This is a genomic window from Nitrospirillum goiasense (assembly GCF_034427435.1).
GTDB lineage: Bacteria > Pseudomonadota > Alphaproteobacteria > Azospirillales > Azospirillaceae > Nitrospirillum.
In genome coordinates this window covers 968,692-986,284 of the sequence record NZ_JAXQNP010000002.1, presented here as the reverse complement: position 1 = coordinate 986,284, position 17,593 = coordinate 968,692, and the positions used below count along the sequence as shown (strand labels likewise).

Annotated in this window: 17 protein-coding genes; 13 read left to right on the top strand and 4 right to left on the bottom strand. The window is 71.3% G+C overall.

What is annotated here, in order from left to right; translation table 11 throughout:
* Positions 1–14: 14 nt before the first annotated feature.
* The 3 genes from thpR to ULB03_RS06990 all read right to left on the bottom strand — a co-directional run bounded on the left by thpR (position 15) and on the right by ULB03_RS06990 (position 2,446).
* Positions 15–581, bottom strand: a complete 567-nt coding sequence (thpR, locus tag ULB03_RS07000; RefSeq protein ID WP_322482505.1) for an RNA 2',3'-cyclic phosphodiesterase — start codon at positions 579–581, stop codon at positions 15–17.
* A 28-nt stretch (positions 582–609) separates the two neighbouring features.
* Positions 610–1,647: an aldo/keto reductase gene (locus ULB03_RS06995; RefSeq protein WP_322482504.1), complete on the bottom strand. Its 1,038-nt coding sequence runs from the start codon at positions 1,645–1,647 to the stop codon at positions 610–612.
* 106 nt (positions 1,648–1,753) lie between these two features.
* A complete protein-coding gene (locus ULB03_RS06990) occupies positions 1,754–2,446 on the bottom strand; it encodes an arylesterase (RefSeq protein WP_322482503.1) in 693 nt (230 codons plus the stop codon).
* A gap of 79 nt (positions 2,447–2,525) precedes the next feature.
* Here ULB03_RS06990 and ULB03_RS06985 point away from each other — a divergent pair, with 79 nt between their 5' ends.
* From ULB03_RS06985 to ULB03_RS06960, 6 genes are read left to right on the top strand one after another with little or no spacing between them, the layout of a single operon-like run.
* Positions 2,526–3,251: an ABC transporter ATP-binding protein gene (locus tag ULB03_RS06985; protein WP_322482502.1), complete on the top strand. Its 726-nt coding sequence runs from the start codon at positions 2,526–2,528 to the stop codon at positions 3,249–3,251.
* A gap of 7 nt (positions 3,252–3,258) precedes the next feature.
* Positions 3,259–5,820 (top strand): ABC transporter permease, encoded by a 2,562-nt coding sequence (locus ULB03_RS06980; protein WP_322482501.1) that lies wholly within the window; start codon positions 3,259–3,261, stop codon positions 5,818–5,820.
* Positions 5,821–5,862: 42 nt separating this feature from the next.
* Positions 5,863–6,168, top strand: a complete 306-nt coding sequence (locus ULB03_RS06975) for a BrnT family toxin (RefSeq protein ID WP_322482500.1) — start codon at positions 5,863–5,865, stop codon at positions 6,166–6,168.
* Positions 6,149–6,463, top strand: coding sequence for a BrnA antitoxin family protein (locus ULB03_RS06970; RefSeq protein ID WP_322482499.1), 315 nt, complete (start codon positions 6,149–6,151; stop codon positions 6,461–6,463). The genes ULB03_RS06975 and ULB03_RS06970 overlap by 20 nt, the downstream gene beginning before the upstream one ends.
* 10 nt (positions 6,464–6,473) lie before the next feature.
* Entirely contained in the window at positions 6,474–6,761 is a 288-nt protein-coding gene (locus tag ULB03_RS06965; protein WP_322482498.1) for a nucleotidyltransferase family protein, read from the top strand.
* Between the two features lie 3 nt (positions 6,762–6,764).
* A complete protein-coding gene (locus ULB03_RS06960; protein ID WP_322482497.1) occupies positions 6,765–7,133 on the top strand; it encodes a HepT-like ribonuclease domain-containing protein in 369 nt (122 codons plus the stop codon).
* A gap of 250 nt (positions 7,134–7,383) precedes the next feature.
* Here the strand turns inward: ULB03_RS06960 and ULB03_RS06955 are convergent, their stop codons facing one another.
* Positions 7,384–8,427, bottom strand: a complete 1,044-nt coding sequence (locus ULB03_RS06955; RefSeq protein WP_322482496.1) for an NAD(P)/FAD-dependent oxidoreductase — start codon at positions 8,425–8,427, stop codon at positions 7,384–7,386.
* Between the two features lie 228 nt (positions 8,428–8,655).
* Between ULB03_RS06955 and tsaE the strand changes: the two genes are divergently transcribed.
* The 7 genes from tsaE to ULB03_RS06920 are packed head-to-tail and all read left to right on the top strand — an operon-like array spanning position 8,656 to position 17,559.
* Positions 8,656–9,123 (top strand): tRNA (adenosine(37)-N6)-threonylcarbamoyltransferase complex ATPase subunit type 1 TsaE, encoded by a 468-nt coding sequence (gene tsaE, locus ULB03_RS06950; protein WP_322482495.1) that lies wholly within the window; start codon positions 8,656–8,658, stop codon positions 9,121–9,123.
* Entirely contained in the window at positions 9,120–10,148 is a 1,029-nt protein-coding gene (locus ULB03_RS06945; RefSeq protein ID WP_322482494.1) for an aminoglycoside phosphotransferase family protein, read from the top strand. Before tsaE ends, ULB03_RS06945 begins: the two co-directional genes overlap by 4 nt.
* A gap of 4 nt (positions 10,149–10,152) precedes the next feature.
* The gene (locus tag ULB03_RS06940) at positions 10,153–10,944 is read left to right on the top strand and encodes a nucleotidyltransferase family protein (RefSeq protein ID WP_322482493.1); all 792 of its coding nucleotides are present in this window, start codon (positions 10,153–10,155) and stop codon (positions 10,942–10,944) included.
* A 4-nt stretch (positions 10,945–10,948) separates the two neighbouring features.
* Positions 10,949–13,984, top strand: coding sequence for a double-strand break repair protein AddB (addB, locus tag ULB03_RS06935; protein ID WP_322482492.1), 3,036 nt, complete (start codon positions 10,949–10,951; stop codon positions 13,982–13,984).
* Positions 13,981–15,669, top strand: coding sequence for a UvrD-helicase domain-containing protein (locus ULB03_RS06930; RefSeq protein ID WP_322482491.1), 1,689 nt, complete (start codon positions 13,981–13,983; stop codon positions 15,667–15,669). Before addB ends, ULB03_RS06930 begins: the two co-directional genes overlap by 4 nt.
* Positions 15,666–17,183 (top strand): 3'-5' exonuclease, encoded by a 1,518-nt coding sequence (locus tag ULB03_RS06925; RefSeq protein ID WP_322482490.1) that lies wholly within the window; start codon positions 15,666–15,668, stop codon positions 17,181–17,183. The genes ULB03_RS06930 and ULB03_RS06925 overlap by 4 nt, the downstream gene beginning before the upstream one ends.
* Complete coding sequence (locus ULB03_RS06920) at positions 17,104–17,559, top strand: PD-(D/E)XK nuclease family protein (RefSeq protein ID WP_322482489.1); 456 nt, start codon at positions 17,104–17,106, stop codon at positions 17,557–17,559. Before ULB03_RS06925 ends, ULB03_RS06920 begins: the two co-directional genes overlap by 80 nt.
* Positions 17,560–17,593 lie beyond the last annotated feature (34 nt).

Below are 17,593 nucleotides of genomic sequence, written 5' to 3'. Positions count from 1 at the left end.
GGGGGGCCTGCGCGTCACGGCGCCGGTTCCTCTGGCCGCCAGCCGCCCAGCGGATAGTCGCGCACGACATGATAGGTGCTGCCCTGCCGGCCCAGCACGCTTTCATACAGGACGAAGCGGTCGACGGCGAACGGCCCCGCCTGGAACAAGCCATGGTCCTCCATCAGCCGGCCGACGCGGGCGGGCGAGGTTTCCCGGCCCAGCGTCGCCAGGGTGACATGGGGGCTGAACTTGCGGGTTTCGGCCGGCAGGCCGGCGCGGACCACGGCGCTTTCCACCTTGGCCTGAAGGTGGTCCAGCGCCGGCTCGGGCCGCACGCCGGCCCACAGCACGCGCGACCGTTCCCCCCGGCCGAACTGGCCCAGCCCGTCCAGCGTCAGGGTGAAGGCCGGCGCCGCCACCAGGTCCAGCGCCTGGTCGATGTCCTGGGCCACGCCCTCGTCCACCTCGCCGATGAAACGCAGGGTCAGGTGATAATTCTCCGGCGGCGACCAGCGGGCCCCCGGCAGGCCGCCCGACAGCCGGGACAGCGCGTCGCGCACCGTCTCCGGCATTTCCAGGCCCACGAACAGGCGGATCATGACACTTCCTCAGGCTCCGCCTGGCCGGTCAGGGACAGGGGGACGGGTTGGACTTGTGCACGGCCTCGATCTCCGCAAGCACCGCGTCGCTGAGGTGAAGGTCGGCGGCGGCGATATTGCTTTCAAGGGTGGCCATGCTGGTGGCGCCGATGATGACGGAGGTCATGAAGGGCTGGCGCAGCGCGAAGGCGATGGCCATCTGTGTCGGCTCCAGCCCATGGCGCCGGGCGATGTCGAGATAGCGCTGGACGATGGGGTCCACCAGGGCGGCGCCGTAGCGCGAGCCCCGGCTGTCGATGGAGCGGCGGCTGCCGGCGGGCATGGCGCCGTTCAAGTACTTGCCGCTGAGCGTGCCGGCGGCCAGGGGCGAATAGCCCAGCAGGCCAACCTGTTCCCGTTGCGCCACCTCGGCCAGGTCGTCCTCGAACCGGCGGGACAGCAGGTTGTAGACGTTCTGGATGCTGGCGATGCGCGGCAGGCCTTGCCGCTCCGCCGCCCGTAGATAGGCCATGACGCCCCAGGCGGTCTCATTCGACACGCCAACGTGCCGGACCTTGCCGGCCGTCACCAGATCACCCAGCGCCGCCAGCGTTTCCTCGATGGGCACGCCGCCGTCGCTGTATAGCCCTTCCGGCGCGGGGCGGCCGAACAGGGCCAGGGGCCGCTGCGGCCAATGCACCTGGTACAGGTCGATATAATCGGTGCGCAGGCGGCGCAGGCTGGCGTCCACCGCGGCGTGGATGTTGGCGCGGTCCAGCCGATGCTGACCGCCCCGCAGCCAGGGCGCGGGGCCGGGGCCGCTGACCTTGCTGGCCAGGAACACCTGGGCGCGACGGCCCGTGGCCTGGAACCAGGTGCCGATGATCTCTTCGGTCTTGCCATAGGTGTCGGCGGTGGGCGGCACGGCATACATCTCCGCCGTGTCGAAGAAGGTGATGCCCCGGTCGAAGGCATAGTCCATCTGCGCGTGGCCTTCGGCCTCGGTGTTCTGGCGGCCCCAGGTCATGGTGCCCAGGCAGAGGGCGCTGACGGTGACGTCGGTGCGGCCGAGACGGCGGTATTCCATGGGGATGCGTCCTTATTAGGCGGAAATGGTTAACGCTTGTCTACGCCAGGCCGGCGGCGGGGAATAGCCCCAGCGGCGCTGTGAAACCCGGATGCGCCGGCGGCCGTCATTTCGCCGGGCCGCCGGTTGCAGGCCCACCTGTTGCGGGTCCACCTGTTGCGGCTCCACTGGCGTTCAGCGCCGTCAGCGCCTTGGCCACCAGCGGCTTCAGCCCCTGGACCATGATGGCCACGCCGTCGCCGTTGGGGTGCATGCGGTCGGCGATGGTCAGCTTCGGGTCCAGCGCCACGCCTTGCAGGATGAAGGGGTAGAAGGGCACGGCGTAGCGCTGGGCGAGGTCGGGGTACAGGCCATCGAAGGCCGCCACGTAATCGGCGCCCAGGTTGGGCTGGGCCTTCATGCCGGCCAGGATGGCGGGGATGTGCCGGTCCTTCAGCGTCGACAGGATCTTATCCAGGTTGGCGCGGGTGGACTTGGGGTCGATGCCGCGCAGCATGTCGTTGGCGCCCAGCTCCACGATCACCAGGTCCGGCTTGTCGCCCAGCATCCAGTCCAGGCCGGCCAGGCCGCCGGCCGAGGTCTGGCCCGAGACGGCGGTGTCGCCGACGGTGACGTCGAACCCGTCCCGGCGCAAGGCCGCCTCCAACTGTCGGGTCAATCCCTGGCCCGGCGGCAGGTTGTACCCGGCCGACAGGCTGTCCCCCAATACCGCCACCTTGAGGGGGCGCGCCTGGGCGGCACCCGGAACCAGGGCCAGGCCCAGGGACAACAACCAAATGATGAGGACGGCAAATCGCATGCGGGGATATCCCTGTTGAAATAAAACGGCTTCGGGCCATATCGGCTGAAGACCTTAAGCCCCGAAAGTGACGCGCCCCATGTCCCCTGTGCAGTCCGCCCTGGATTTGACCGGCCTGACCCTGACATTGGAAAGCGCCGCCGGGCGCGTCAACATCCTGAAGGGCATCGACCTTGCCATCCAGGCGGGGGAACGGATCAGCATCGTCGGCCCCAGCGGGTCGGGCAAATCCTCGCTGATGATGGTCATTGGCGGGCTGGAACGGCCCACCGGCGGCACGGTCACGGTGGCGGGCCGGACACTGAACACCCTGTCGGAGGATGACCTCGCCCGCTTCCGCCGCGATCATGTGGGGGTCGTCTTCCAATCCTTCCACCTCATGGCGGCGATGACGGCGCTGGAAAACGTCGCCCTGCCACTGGAACTGGCGGGCGAGGCCGACGCCTTCGACCGCGCCCGTGATGGCTTGGCCGCCGTGGGCCTGTCCCACCGGCTGGACCATTATCCCGGCCAGTTGTCGGGCGGGGAGCAGCAGCGCGTGGCGCTGGCCCGCGCCTTCGCCCCCCGGCCCCGCCTGATCCTGGCGGATGAGCCCACCGGCAACCTGGACCAGGAGACGGGGGAGCAGATCATCCGCCTGATGTTCGACCAGGCGCGCCGCCATGGCACCACCCTGATCCTGGTGACCCACGATCCCGGCCTGGCCGCCCGATGCGACCGCACCATCCGCCTGGCCGACGGCCGTGTGGTGGAGGATACCGCCGTGACGCGCGCCGCCCCTGGTGAACGAAAAGGGGCGGACTGAGGTCGCCATGATCACCCTGACCGAACTCAAGCTGGCGGCCCGGCTGGCGCGGCGCGAATTGCGCGGCGGCATCCGGGGCTTTCGTATCTTCCTGTTGTGCCTGGCCCTGGGCGTGGGCGCCATCGCCGCCGTGCAGTCGGTGGCGGGCGGCATCCAGCGGTCGCTGACCCAGGACGGCCGCGCCATCCTGGGCGGCGACGCCTCCGTCCGCGTGCTCTACCGCGAGGCGACGGCGGCGCAGCGCCAATGGCTGGAGGGCCAGGGCACCGTGGCCGTCACCGCCGACATGCGGGCCATGGCGCGCAAGGCCGCCGACCAGCCGGGCGCCGAAGCCGACCTGGGTGCGGCCGGCCTGGTGGAGCTGAAGGCGGTGGACGGCCGCTATCCCCTGTATGGCCGGCTGACCTTGACGGACGGCGGCAGCGATGTGCAGGCCCGCCTGGCGGCACGCGGCGGCGTGTTCGGCGCCCTGGTCGACGACACCCTGGCCGCCCGGCTGTCGCTGAAGCCCGGCGACAGGCTGACGGTGGGCGACGCCACAGTGGAGGTGCGCGGCATCATCGATCATGAGCCGGACAAGGCGGGATCGGGCAGCATCGCGCTGGGCCCGCGCCTGATGATATCCGCGGACGCCCTGCCCGCGACCGGCCTGGTGCGACCGGGCAGCCTGGTCAACTGGTCCTATCAACTGCGCCTGCCGGAGGGGACGGACGCCGCCGCCTGGGCCAAGGGCGTGGACAAGACCTTCCCCGACGCCGGATGGCGCGTGCGCGACTTCCAGAACGCCGCCCCGCAGTTGACCCGATTCATCGACCGGCTGGCCCAGTTCCTGACCCTGGTGGGGCTGACCGCCCTGCTGGTGGGCGGCGTGGGCGTGGGCAACGCCGTGCGCAGCCACATGGACGCCAGCGTCCATTCCATCGCCACCCTGAAATGCCTGGGCGCGCCCGCCCGCCTGATCTTCCAGGTCTATCTGATGCAGATCCTGGCGCTGGCCGGGCTGGGCATCGCCGGCGGGCTGGTGCTGGGCGCCGTGCTGCCCCTGGCGGCGGGCCGGGCGCTGGCGGGCCTGTTGCCCATCACGGCGGAGATCGGCGTCTATCCCGGCCGCCTGGCGCTGGCCGCGCTGTTCGGCCTGACCACGGCGCTGGTCTTCTCCCTCTGGCCCTTGGGCCAGGCGCAGGGCGTGCCGGCGGCGCGGCTGTTCCGTGAGGGATCGGCCGGGCGCCGGGGCCGGCCGCCAACCTGGGTGCTGATGGCCTTGGCCTGGCTGGCCGCGGTCCTGGGATCGCTGGCCGTCCTGACCTCCGTCGACCAGAAGCTGGCGGCGTTCTTCGTGATCGGCGCCGGCGCCACCCTGCTGCTGTTCCTGGGGGCGGGCACCGGCATCACCCGCCTGGCCCGCCTGCTGCCCCGCCCGCGCCAGCCGGCCCTGCGCCTGGCCCTGAGCAACCTGCACCGCCCCGGCAACCTGTCGGGCATGGTGGTGCTGTCGCTGGGCCTGGGGCTGACCGTGCTGGTGGCCGTGGCCCTGATCGAAGGCAATTTCCGGCGCGAGGTGGGGGAAAGCCTGCCGGCCAACGCCCCCAGCTTCTTCTTCGTCGACATCCAGCCGGACCAATTGGACCAGTTCCGCCAGACGGTGCTGGCCGTGCCCGGCGCGCATGACCTGGAAACGACGCCCAGCTTGCGCGGCACCATCGTGCGGGTGGAGGGCAAGCCGGCGCAGGAGCAGGTGCACGATCCCGACAAGAAATGGGTGGTGAACGGCGACCGGGGCGTGACCTACCAGGCGAGCGCGCCGGCCGGCGACAAGGTCATGGCCGGCGCCTGGTGGCCCGCCGACTACAGCGGGCCGCCCAAACTGGCCATCTCCAAAGATATCGCCCAGGCCTTCGGCATCGGCCCCGGCGCGCATATGACCCTGTCCGTCCTGGGCCGCGAGATCGAGGCGGAGGTGGCCGTGGTGCGTGACCTGGACTTCACCACCCTGGGCATCAACTTCACCCTGGTGATGAGCCCCGGCGTGCTGGAACACGCGCCGCAGACGCACCTGGCCACGGTACGCGCCCCGGCGGGGGCGGAGGCCGCCCTGCAGCGCGCCGTCATCCAGGCCTTCCCCAACATCACCGCCATCCGGGTGAAGGAGGCGCTGGCCACCGTGTCCACCATCATCGTCAACATCGGCATGGCGGTGCGGGTGGTGGCGGCCGTGACCCTGGTGGCCGGCACCCTGGTCCTGGCCGGCGCCATCGCCGCCGGCCACCGCCGCCGCGTCTATGACGCCGTGGTGCTGAAGGTGCTGGGTGCCGTGCGCGCCACCGTGCTGCGCACCTTCCTGATCGAGTACGGCGCGCTGGGCCTGATCACCGCCGTCATCTCCGGCGCGCTGGGCACGCTGACGGCCTGGGCGGTGCTGACCAAGGTCATGAGCATGAAATGGGTGTTCCTGCCCCAGACCCTGGTGCTGACGGCCCTGCTCAGCACCGCCATCACCCTGGCCCTGGGCTTGGCCGCCACTTGGCGTGCCCTGAGCCAACCGGCGGCGCCGTTGTTGCGGGAGGAATGAGGGCGCCTTTCCGTAACTACGGATTTGTAGTAACGTATTCGTATGGAAAAGCGCTTCGTATGGGATCCGAACAAGGCGGCCAGCAATGTCCGCAAGCACGGCATCTCCTTTGATGTCGCCATTCTCGCATTCGCCGATCCCTTCGCATTTACCGAACAGGATCGCATCGAGGGCGGTGAGGAGCGCTGGCAAACCCTCGGCATCGTCGGAGGCTATATGCTTCTGCTGGTTGCCCACACCATATGGGATGTGGATGAAAGCGGTAACGAGGTGGAAATCATCCGCATCATTTCAGCCCGCCCGGCCACCCCAAAGGAAAGGCGCCGCTATGAACACGAAGCTCGTTAGCGTGACCATCGACTTGGCCAATCCTCCCTCTCTGACTGAGGAGCAGAAAGCCCAACTGAAGGCCCTGGCCGAGCGGCCGGACAGCGAGATCGACACCAGCGACATCCCCGAATTGACCGAGGAGTTCTGGAAGAACGCCGTGCGTGGCCGCTTCTACAAGCCGACCAAGACATCCACCACGGTACGCATCGATTCCGACGTGCTGGCTTGGCTGCGGTCCCAGGGCAAGGGCTACCAATCCCGTATCAATGCCATCCTGCGGCGGGAGATGTTAGCCTCGCTCAAGAACGGCTGAGGGGACGGTCATGAACCAGGAACAGGCGGTCAGCAAACTGCGGGCGCATGAGGCCGAATTGCACCGGGCCGGCGTGGCGCACCTGTTCCTGGTGGGCGACCCCACGGCGCCTGGGCGCGAGGGCGGCGTTGACCTGTTCCTGGACACCCACGACCCGCGCTTCAGCCTGATCGAACTGGCCGACATCCAGGACAAGGTGCGCGCCATCCTGGGCCGGGCGTCGGCGGTGACCACCCGCGACGGCCTGCACCCCCGGCTGCGCCCCGTGATCGAGGCCGACGCCGTGCGCGTGTTCTGAACCATGGCCCGCAGTATCATCCTGCGCCTGGGCGACCTGCGCGAAATCCTGGACGGCATCAGCGGCATGACTGCCGGCGTCGCCTATCCCGAGTTCGCGGCCAGCTGGAGCCTGCAGCGGGCGGTGGAGCGGTCGCTGGAAATGGTGTCCGCCGCCGTCCGGCAGTTGCCCCCCGACCTGACGGCGGCGGAGCCGGGCATCCCCTGGCGCCAGATCGCGGCGATGGGCCAATTGCTGCAGCCGCCGGACCGCCGCGTGGCCACGCGGGTGCTGTGGAACAGCGTGCTGGAGCACCTGCCCCCGCTGTCCGACGCCATCGACCGTCTGATCGTCCTGGTGGAGAACCGGCAGCCCAAGGCGCCCGGCGCCTAATACCATGTGTGGACGGCCCCACCCAAACAGCGGAGCGAGTACCGCCCAGTTCGTGTAATGGGGGGCGCAGCGAGGAAGCCTAGGGCGCGGATGCGCCCGCCCGGCGCTTGAGGGGCATTTGAGAGGTCACGATCAAATGCCGCGCGTATTAGAGCGGAACGCGATCAGGTGTAGTCACCTGATCGTGTAAATCCGCTCTATCATGAACAGGTTAAGAGCGAGATGCGATCAGACATGATCGCATCTCGCTCTAAGCCCCGGGCACGCCCCGGCTGGTGGAGTATTCGAAGTGCAGCGCCTCGCCCGGGTGGACCAGGGGGTGGATGGCGTGCACGGCCATGGCGGCCTCGGCGAAGCCGCACAGGATCAGCTTCACCTTGCCGGGATATGTCGCGATGTCGCCGATGGCGAAGACGCCCGGCACGTTGGTGGCCATGGTGGCCGGGTTCACCGCCACATGGTGGTGTTCCACGTTCAGCCCCCAGCTGGCGATGGGGCCCAGGTCCATGGCCAGGCCGAAGAAGGCCAGCAGGGCGTCGGCGGCCAGGGTCTTCTCCTGCCCGTCCAGCGTCGCGACCGTCACGCCGGTAATCTGGCCGTCGGCCCCTTCCAGGCCGGCCAACTGGTAGGGCACCACCATGTCGATGATGCCATCCTTGGCCAACTGGTCCAGGCGGGCGGCACTTTCGGGCGCGGCACGGAACTTAGGCCGGCGGTGGACGACCATGACCCGCTCCGCCACCTCGGACAGGGAGATGGCCCAGTCCACGGCGCTGTCGCCGCCACCGGCGATGACCACGCGCTTGCCCGCGAAGTCCTGGCGGCGGCGCACCAGGTAATGCACCGACTTGCCCTCATACGCGTCCAGGCCGTCCAGCGGCGGCTTGTTGGGGCCGAAGGCGCCGCAGCCGGCGGCGACCAGCACGGCGCGGCAGTCGATGGTGGTGCCCTTGTCCGTGCCCACCAGCCAGCGGCCGTCCGCGCCCGGGGTCAGGGTCGTGACCTGCTGGCCCAGGTGGTAATTGGGGTTGAAGGGGGCGGCCTGCTCGGCCAGCCGGTCGATCAGGGTCGCGGCCTCCACCTGCGGGTAGCCCGGGATGTCGTAGATGGGCTTTTCCGGGTAGAGGGCGGTGCACTGGCCGCCCACCATGTCCAGCGCGTCCACCACGTGGCAGTCCAGCTTCAGCATGCCGCATTCGAAGATGGCGAACAGGCCGACGGGGCCCGCGCCGATGATGCAGACATCGGTGCGATGGGCGCCGCCGGGGGCGATGGTCGGAAGCTGGCTGGACATGGGTCTGGTGTACTCCTGGCACGGCACGCGGGGATCGGCGCATGGGCCGCGCCCAAAGGCGGGCCGCACGGCCGGTCAACGGTTCGGGTTGCTTTCATCACGCGAATTGATGCGCTAATCAACTGCCCAGTTTGCGGGGTATGCCCCGCCTGGATGCTTGCTCCGGTAACGTACGCCGCCGCAGTATCCGCCATCGGCATCCCGCCAGCCCCATCCCCCAGGAGCCCCATGCCCCCTACGCTGACATTGGATCTGGCCGATGAGCAGGCGACGGCCGAGCTGGCGGCGCGGCTGGGCCGCCTGCTGCGCCCCGGTGACGTGGTGACCCTGTCGGGCGATCTGGGGGCGGGCAAGTCCGCCTTCGCCCGCCACCTGATCCGCAGCCTGGGTGACGCGGAGGAGGAGGTGCCCAGCCCCACCTTCACCCTGGTGCAGACCTATGACCTGCCCGGCTTCCCCCTGTGGCATTTCGACCTCTACCGCCTGACGGAACCGGATGAGGTCTTGGAACTGGGCTGGGAGGAGGTCATCCATGACGGGGTGGCCCTGGTGGAATGGCCCGCGCGGCTGGGCCCGCTGCTGCCCACCGACCGGCTGGAGCTGGACTTGGCCATCACCGGGCCCGACAGCCGGCGCGCCACCCTGACAGGCCATGGCGCCTGGGCGTCCCGATTTGGGAGAGGTTTTGAGCCATGAGACGCGATACCCCGCCCCGCGAGACCGTCATCCGCCGCTTTCTGGAGCAGGCCGGCTGGGGTGCGGCCCGGCGCCGGCCCATGGGCGCCGACTGGTCGGCCCGCCGGTATGAGCGCCTGACGCTGAACCAAGGCACCGCCATCCTGATGGATTGCCGCGACGAGGTGGCCGCCAGCCAGGTGCCGCCCTTCGTCCAGATCGCCGGGCTGCTGCGGGACTGCGCCCTGTCGGCCCCCTTGATCCTGGCGGGGGACGAGCCGCAGGGCCTGCTGCTGATCGAGGATTTCGGCAGCGAGGACTACGCCCGCCTGCTGGATGGCGGGGAGGAGCCGTGGCAGCCGCTGTACGAGGTGGCGACCGATGTGCTGATCGCCCTGCACCAGCGCTTCGTGCCCGCGGCCGCCCCGGACCTGTCGCGCTATGACGTGGGCCTGTTCCGCGACCAGGTCATGCTGTTCGCCGACGCCTTCGCCCCCGCCGTGCGCGGGCAGGCCCTGCCGGCGGGGGCGTGGGACGAGTTGGCGCAGGCGTGGGAGGCGGTGCTGCCCGCCGCCCTGTCCCTGGCCCCCACCCTGCTGCTGCGCGATTACCACCCCGGCAACCTGATGCGCCTGGCGGGACGCGCCGGCGTGGCGGCCTGCGGCCTGCTGGATTTCCAGGACGGTGGCATCGGCCCCCGCGCCTACGACCTGGTGTCGCTGCTGGAGGATGCGCGGCGCGATGTGCCGGAGGACTTGCGCCAGGCCATGATCCGGCGTTACGTGGCGGCCTTTCCCGGCATGGACCGGGGCGCCTTCGCGGCCTCCTGCGCCATCTTGGCCGCCGTGCGCCACGCGCGCATCCTGGGCCGCGTGGCGCAGCTGATCCAGGCGACCACGGGCGCGCCGCAGTTGTCCTTCCTGCCCCGGGTCTGGGGCCAGTTCACGGGTGCCATCCGGCATCCGGCCATGTCCCCCGTCGCCCGCTGGGTGGAACGCCACCTGCCCGCCAACCTTGACGCCGATGCCATCGTCCGGAGTTTTTGACGCGATGTCCGCCTCTGTCGCCGCCGCCGCGGCCGTCCCCCATCCCGTTCCGCACACGGCCATGGTCCTGGCCGCCGGCCTGGGCCTGCGCATGCGCCCCCTGACCCTGACGCGGCCCAAGCCGCTGGTGGAGGTGGGCGGCGCCCCCCTGCTGGATCATGCATTGGACCGCTTGGCGGAAAGCGGCGTGGAGCGCGCGGTGGTCAACACCCACCACCTGGGCGCCATGATCGAAAGCCACCTGGCCGGCCGGTCCAGCCCCGCCATCACCCTGTCGCCCGAGGCGGATCTGCTGGAAACCGGCGGCGGCGTGCGCCATGCCCTGCCTCACCTGGGCACCGATCCGATCTTCGTCATCAACGCCGACATCCTGTGGCTGGACGGGCCCATCCCGGCGCTGAAGCGGCTGGCCGCCACCTGGGATCCGGCGGTCATGGACGTGCTGCTGCTGCTGATGCCCACCGTGGCCGCCGTTGGCTATGACGGGCCCGGCGATTACCACATGGAGCCGGACGGTCGCCTGCACTATCGCGGCGAGGGCGAGCTGGCGCCCTTCGTCTTCGCCGGTGTGCACATCGTGAAGCCGGAATTGTACCAGGCCATCACCGAGGACCGCTTCTCCAACCTCACGCTCTGGCACCAGGCGGAGGAGGCCGGGCGCCTGTACGGCATGCGCCATGACGGCGTCTGGTTCCATGTCGGCACGCCCGAGGCGGTGGAGGAGGTCAACACCCTGCTGGGCCACCCCATCCTGCACGACGCCAAGCTGAGCCAGCCGCGCAAGGCCGAGCCCTGAGCCCATGAGCTGGGGCGGCACCATCGACGGGGATTTGGGGGGGCGCCTGTTCACCATCGCGCCGGGACTGCCGTTCGTGGACGCGCTGGCGGCCGGCATCCTGGCGCGCGTGGGCGACGACCCGCTGGCCCTGTCGCGTCTGACGGTCTTGCTTCCGACAGTGCGCGCCGTCCGCGCCCTGCGCGAGGCGTTCCTGCGCCTGTCGGACGGCACGCCCATCCTGCTGCCCCGCCTGTCGCCCCTGGGCGACGTGGACACGGACGAGGTGGTGTTCACCCAGGGCGGCACCGACCTGCCCCAGGCCGTGCCGGCCCTGCGCCGCCAGTTGCTGCTGGCCCGCCTGGTGATGCGGGCGCCCGACCTGGCCGCCACCCCGGCCCAGGCCGTGAGCCTGGCCGGCGAGCTGGCCCGGCTGCTGGACGAGGTGCAGACCGAGGGCTGCCGGTTCGAGGATCTGGCCCGCCTGGTGCCCGACGATTATGCCCAGCACTGGCAGGTGACCCTGCGCTTCCTGGAGATCATCACCCAGCACTGGCCCGCCCTGCTGGCGGATGAGGGCGGCGTGGACCCGGCCCAGGAGCGTGAGCTGCGGCTGAAGGCCCTGGCCGACACCTGGCGGGCCAAGCCGCCGCCCGGTCCCGTCATCGCCGCCGGGTCCACCGGCAGCATCCCGGCCACCGCCGACCTGCTGGCCGTGGTGGCGGCACTGCCCCAGGGCGCCGTCGTGCTGCCCGGCCTGGACCTCGGCTGTGACGAGGCCACCTGGCAGGATCTGGACGAGGCCCACCCGCAATACGGCCTGAAGCGCCTGCTGCACCGCCTGGACATTCCCCGGAGCGAGGTGCGCCCCTGGCCCCTGCCCGACCCACTGCCGGAACCCTTGGCCGCCCGCCGCCGCAGCCACCCCGCCCGCGCCCGCCTGATCGCGGAAGCGCTGCGCCCGGCCGGCACGACGGAGGCCTGGCAGGACCTGTCGGCCAGCCCCCTGGCGGCAGAGGCGGACGCGGCCCTGGCCGGCCTGACCCGTCTGGACGCCGCCACCCCGCAAGAGGAGGCGGGCGCCATCGCCCTGATGATGCGCGAGGTGCTGGAGACGCCGGGCCGCACCGCCGCGCTGGTGACCGCCGACCGCGACCTGGCGCGGCGCGTGGCCCTGGCGCTGAAGCGCTGGGACATCGCCGTCAACGACAGCGCCGGCCTGCCGCTGACCCAGAGCGCCGTGGGCAGCTATCTGCGGCTGCTGGCTGATTGGGCGGCGGAGCCGTCGCCCCTGGCGCTGTTGTCCCTGCTGAAGCACCCGCTGGCGGCGGGCGGGCACAACCCGTCCTTCTTCCGCGCCCAGGTGCGCGACCTGGAACGCGCCGTGCTGCGCGGCCCCCGGCCGGCCGACGGATTCGACGGCCTGCGCCTGGCGCTGACCCAGGCGGATGCCCGCCGCTTCGACGCCCATGGCGACGTGGATGCCCACCGCGCCCGCCTCGGCACCTTCATCGACGGGCTGGAAGACATCCTGCGTCCCCTGCTGGCGGCCATGAACGGCGCGGGCCGGACCCTGGCCGGCTGGCTGGACCTGCACGCCCGCACGGCGGAGGCCCTGGCCGCCAGCGACGAGCAATCGGGGGCGGAGCGGTTATGGCGCCTGGACGATGGCGAGGCGGCGGCCAGCTTCGTGGATGAGGTGCAGGACGCCGGCCATGACTTCCCGGAACTGGGCGGGCCGGACTACGCCGCCGTCATCAGCGCCCTGATGGTGGGCCGGGCGGTGCGTCCCCGCTACGGCCTGCACCCGCGCCTGTACATCCTGGGCCTGCTGGAGGCCCGGCTGCAGCAATTCGATGTCATGATCCTGGGCGGCCTGAACGAGGGCACCTGGCCGCCCCAGCCCAAGGCCGACCCCTGGCTGTCGCGCCCCATGCGCCAGCGCTTCGGCCTGCCCACGCCGGAACAGCATCTGGGCCAGACGGCGCACGACTTCGCCCAGGCCTGCGGCGCGCCGGTGGTGGTGCTGACCCGGTCGGAACGGGTGGAGGGCACGCCCACCGTGCCCTCGCGCTGGCTGTTGCGGCTGGACACGGTGCTGAAGGCCCTGGGCCGCGCCCGCAGCCTGAGCGGCGGCATGGGCCGCTGGACCGCCTGGACGGAGGCGATGGACACGCCCGCCGCCGTGCGCCCCTGCCCCCCGCCGGAGCCACGCCCCCCCGTGGCCGCCCGGCCCCGCCGCCTGTCCGTCACCCAGGTGGAAACCTGGATGCGCGACCCCTATGCCCTGTACGCCCGCCACGTCCTGCGGCTGGAGGCTCTGGACCCGCTGGACGCCGACCCCGGTGCCGCCGACCGGGGTACCATGATCCACAAGGCGCTGGACGATTTCATCAAGGCCAACCCCGGCACCCTGCTGCCCGAGGACGCGCGCGACCAATTGCTGCGCTTCGGCCGCCTGGCCTTCGCCCCCTATAGCGGCCTGCCCAGCCTGGAAACCTTCTGGTGGCCACGGTTCGAGCGCATCGCCGATTGGTTCCTGGCGCTGGAGCGCGACCGCCGGGCGGGCGGGGTGCAGCCCCTGGCGACCGAGGCCAAGGGCATCCTGACCGTGGAGGCGGCGTCCAAGCCGTTCGAGATCATCGCCAAGGCCGACCGTATCGACCGCCACCCCGACGGGTCCGTCGCCATCATCGACTACAAGACCGGCACCCCACCCCGCGCGCGCGATGTGGAGCTGGGCTTCGCCCCGCAATTGCCGCTGGAGGCCGCCATCGCCCTGGCCGGCGGGTTCGGCCTGCGCGTGCCGGTGGTGGAGCAACTGGCGTTCTGGCGCCTGACGGGCGGTGAGCCCGCCGGCCAGGTCGTGGCGCTGAAGCTGGACCCCGCCCGCCTGGCGGCGGAGGCGGTGGAGGGTCTGCGCCAGTTGATCGACCTGTTCGACCAGGAGAGCACGCCCTATCGCTCGCAGCCCCGGCCGGGCATGGCGCCGCGCTATTCCGATTACCTGCACCTGGCGCGGGTGGCGGAATGGTCCGTGGGCGATGGGGGCGAGGCATGAGCGAAGCCGTTGCGTCCACGGTTCGGCCCATCGACCCCACGGTCAAGCAGCGCCAGGCGTCCGACCCGGAAACCTCCGTCTGGGTGGGGGCGTCGGCCGGCACGGGCAAGACCAAGGTGCTGACCGACCGGGTGGTGCGGCTGATGCTGGCCGGCACCGAGCCGGGCCGCATCCTGTGCCTGACCTTCACCAAGGCGGCCGCCGCCGAAATGGCGAATCGCATCGCGGAACGCCTCGCGGGATGGGCGGTGATGCCGGATGGCGACCTGACCCAGGCCCTGGCCGACCTGAACGGCCGCCCGCCCACGCGGGATGAGGTGCTGACCGCCCGCCGCCTGTTCGCCCGCGTGCTGGACACCGCCGGCGGCATGAAGATCCAGACCATCCACGCCTTCTGCCAGTCGCTGCTGCGCCGCTTCCCGCTGGAGGCGCGGCTGCCGCCCAATTTCCAGGTCATGGATGACCGCACGGCGGCGGAAGCCCTGGCCGAGGCCCAGGCCCACATGCTGGCGTCGGCCCAGGACCGGCCGGACACGCCCCTGGGCCGCGCCCTGAAGCGCCTGGCCGGCGCCCTGAACGAGGAGAGCTTCGCCGAGCTGCTGGCCGACCTGGTGGCCCAGCGCGGCCGCATCCGCCGCATCCTGGAGGCCCATGCCAAGCCGGGCGGCGGCCCGGAGGCGGGCCTGGACGGCACCATCGCCGCCCTGTTCCGCCATCTGGAGGTCAGTCCGGGCGAGACGGAGGGCGCGGTGCTGGCCACCGGTTGCCGGGACGAGGCCCTGGACGTCACCGGCCTGCGCGCCGCCTGCGCCGCCCTGGCCGTGGGCACCAAGACGGATGTGGAGCGGGGGCTGGCCATCCAGCTGTGGCTGGACCAGCCAGAACGCCGGCTGGCCGACTTCGACACCTGGCGCCGCCAATTCCTGACGGCGGAAGGTACCGTGCGCGCCAAGCTGGCGGGCAAGGACGCCACCGCCGCCAACCCGCGCGCGCCCGACATCCTGGCCCAGGAAGGCGCGCGGCTGGTCGCGTTGCAAGAGCGCCTGCGCGCCGTCACCGTGGCCCATTCCACCGCCAGCCTGCTGACCCTGGCCGGCAGCATGCTGGAAGGCTATCAGCGCTGGAAGGACAGCCGGGCGCAGCTGGACTTCGACGATTTGATCCTGGCGGCCAGCGCCCTGCTGACGGGTGAGGCCCAGGCCTGCGCCTGGGTGCTGTACAAGCTGGACGGCGGCCTGGACCACATCCTGATCGACGAGGCGCAGGACACCAACCCGGAGCAGTGGCGGGTGGTGAGCGCCCTGGCGGAGGAGTTTTTCGCCGGCGAGGGCCAGTCGCAGGCCCGGCGCACCCTGTTCGTGGTGGGTGACGAGAAGCAGTCCATCTTCAGCTTCCAGGGCGCCGACCCGGCGGAGTTCGCCCGCATGCGCCGCACCTTCCAGGCGCGGGTGCAGGCGGCGGAGCGGCCCTGGGCCATCGTGGACCTGGAGACGTCCTTCCGTTCCGTCGGCGCGGTGCTGCAGGCGGTGGACACGGTGTTCGCCCAACAGGAGGCGCGGGACGGCGTCTCGGCCCAGGCCATCCGCCACCGCCCCTACCGCCAGGGCATGGCGGGCAAGGTGGAGCTGTGGCCCCTGGTACGGCCCGGCGACGGGGTGGAGACGCCGGCCTGGTCCCCCCCTTGAACCATGAGCCGGAGGACAGGCCTCAGGCGCGCCTGGCCACCGTCATCGCCGACCAGATCGCCCATTGGATCGCCAAGGGGGAGGTGCTGGAGGCGCGCGGCCGGCCCCTGACCGCCGGCGACATCCTGGTGCTGGTCCGCCGCCGCAACGCCTTCGTCCAGCAGTTGGTGCGGGCGTTGAAAGAGCGCCGGGTGCCGGTGGCGGGCGTGGACCGCATGGTGCTGACGGAACAGCTGGCCGTCATGGATTTGATGGCGGTGGGGCAGTTCCTGCTGATGCCCGAGGACGACCTGACCCTGGCCACGGTGCTGAAAAGCCCCTTCGTCGGCCTGGATGAGGAAGCGCTGTTCGCCCTGGCCCACGGGCGCGGGGGGCATCTGTGGCCGGCCTTGGTGAAGCGGGCGGAGACCGACGCGCGCTTCCGCTCCGCCCATGCCTGGCTGCGCCGCCTGCTGGGCGAGGTGGACTATACCGCGCCCTATGAGCTGTTCGCCGGGTTGCTGACCCGCCCCTGCCCGGCCGACACCGTCAGCGGCCGACGCGCCCTGCTGGGCCGCCTGGGGGCGGAGGCCATCGACCCGGTGGACGAGTTCCTGACCCTGTGCCTGGGCTTCGACCGGGCGCACCCGCCGTCGCTGCAAAGTTTCCTGCACTGGCTGGCCGCCGGCCAGACCGAGGTGAAGCGCGAGCTGGACACCGGGGCCAAGGACCGGGGGCCGGAGGGTGGCCAGGTGCGCATCATGACCGTCCATGGCTCGAAAGGCCTGCAGGCGCCGGTGGTCATCCTGCCCGACACCACGCGCAAGCCGGTGACCAGCCCCCGCATCTTGTGGCCCCAGACCCCCGATGAGGACGGCGACAGCGCGGACCAGGCCCCCGGCGTGCCCCTCTACGCCCCCCGGCGGGAGCAGGAGGACACCAAGACCCGGGCCGCCCGCGCCGCCGCCGACCGCCGCCGCGACCAGGAATACCGCCGCCTGCTGTATGTCGCCCTGACCCGGGCGGAAGACCGGCTGCATGTCTGCGGGTACGAGGGCAAGACGGCCACCAGCGACGACACCTGGTTCCGCCTGACGGAACGGGCGCTGTCCACCATCGCCACCCACCATCCCTTTGACCTGACCGCCGTGTCACGCCAGGGATGGACGGGGGATGGCCGCATCCTGGCCGAACCGCAGACGCGACCGCCACCGGCCCAGCGCGCCCCGCGCGAGGGGGGGAGGCCATTCCCCCCGTCCCCGCCTGGGTTTTGGCACCGCCCGCCGCCGAACCCGCCCCCTCCCGCCCCCTGGCGCCGTCGCGCCCGGATGGGGAGGAGCCGGCGGTACGCTCCCCCTGGCCGCCCCCTCCGGGGAACCGGGCCCCCTAGGCGATGGAAAGGCGCGGGAGGCGCGGCGCTTCAAGCGCGGCACCCTGATCCACAAGCTGCTGCAGTTGCTGCCCGAGATGCCGGTGGCGGAACGGCCCGCCGCCGCCCGCCGCTGGCTGGCCCGGCCGGCGCATGGGTTGGATGAGGCGGCGCGGGAGGAGATTTGGGCCGAAACCCTGCGGGTGCTGGACCATCCGGATTTCGCCGACCTGTTCGGTCCCGGCAGCCGGGCGGAGGTGCCGCTGGTGGGGACGGTGGGCACACGGCCCCTGGCGGCGCAGATCGACCGGCTGGTGGTGACGGAAACCGAGGTCAAGATCGTCGACTTCAAGACCAACCGCCCGCCGCCCCGCACGGCGGAGGAGATACCCGGGCTCTACGTCGCGCAGATGGCCGCGTACCGGCACGCCCTGCGGCGCATCTATCCCGGCCTGGCCATCCGCTGCCTGCTGCTGTGGACCGACGGCCCCTTCATCACCGAGGTCGATCCCGGCCGCATGGACGCCGTGGTCTTGAGCTGACGCCCCGCCCAGCGGGCAGCCTGCCGTGCGGCCC

What these genes read in the sequence shown, in the direction of transcription:
- thpR (WP_322482505.1), bottom strand. Translation starts at nt 581, where the DNA reads ATGATCCGCCTGTTCGTGGGCCTGGAAATGCCGGAGACGGTGCGCGAC.
- ULB03_RS06995 (WP_322482504.1), bottom strand. Translation starts at nt 1,647, where the DNA reads ATGGAATACCGCCGTCTCGGCCGCACCGACGTCACCGTCAGCGCCCTC.
- ULB03_RS06990 (WP_322482503.1), bottom strand. Translation starts at nt 2,446, where the DNA reads ATGCGATTTGCCGTCCTCATCATTTGGTTGTTGTCCCTGGGCCTGGCC.
- ULB03_RS06985 (WP_322482502.1), top strand. Translation starts at nt 2,526, where the DNA reads ATGTCCCCTGTGCAGTCCGCCCTGGATTTGACCGGCCTGACCCTGACA.
- ULB03_RS06980 (WP_322482501.1), top strand. Translation starts at nt 3,259, where the DNA reads ATGATCACCCTGACCGAACTCAAGCTGGCGGCCCGGCTGGCGCGGCGC.
- ULB03_RS06975 (WP_322482500.1), top strand. Translation starts at nt 5,863, where the DNA reads ATGGAAAAGCGCTTCGTATGGGATCCGAACAAGGCGGCCAGCAATGTC.
- ULB03_RS06970 (WP_322482499.1), top strand. Translation starts at nt 6,149, where the DNA reads ATGAACACGAAGCTCGTTAGCGTGACCATCGACTTGGCCAATCCTCCC.
- ULB03_RS06965 (WP_322482498.1), top strand. Translation starts at nt 6,474, where the DNA reads ATGAACCAGGAACAGGCGGTCAGCAAACTGCGGGCGCATGAGGCCGAA.
- ULB03_RS06960 (WP_322482497.1), top strand. Translation starts at nt 6,765, where the DNA reads ATGGCCCGCAGTATCATCCTGCGCCTGGGCGACCTGCGCGAAATCCTG.
- ULB03_RS06955 (WP_322482496.1), bottom strand. Translation starts at nt 8,427, where the DNA reads ATGTCCAGCCAGCTTCCGACCATCGCCCCCGGCGGCGCCCATCGCACC.
- tsaE (WP_322482495.1), top strand. Translation starts at nt 8,656, where the DNA reads ATGCCCCCTACGCTGACATTGGATCTGGCCGATGAGCAGGCGACGGCC.
- ULB03_RS06945 (WP_322482494.1), top strand. Translation starts at nt 9,120, where the DNA reads ATGAGACGCGATACCCCGCCCCGCGAGACCGTCATCCGCCGCTTTCTG.
- ULB03_RS06940 (WP_322482493.1), top strand. Translation starts at nt 10,153, where the DNA reads ATGTCCGCCTCTGTCGCCGCCGCCGCGGCCGTCCCCCATCCCGTTCCG.
- addB (WP_322482492.1), top strand. Translation starts at nt 10,949, where the DNA reads ATGAGCTGGGGCGGCACCATCGACGGGGATTTGGGGGGGCGCCTGTTC.
- ULB03_RS06930 (WP_322482491.1), top strand. Translation starts at nt 13,981, where the DNA reads ATGAGCGAAGCCGTTGCGTCCACGGTTCGGCCCATCGACCCCACGGTC.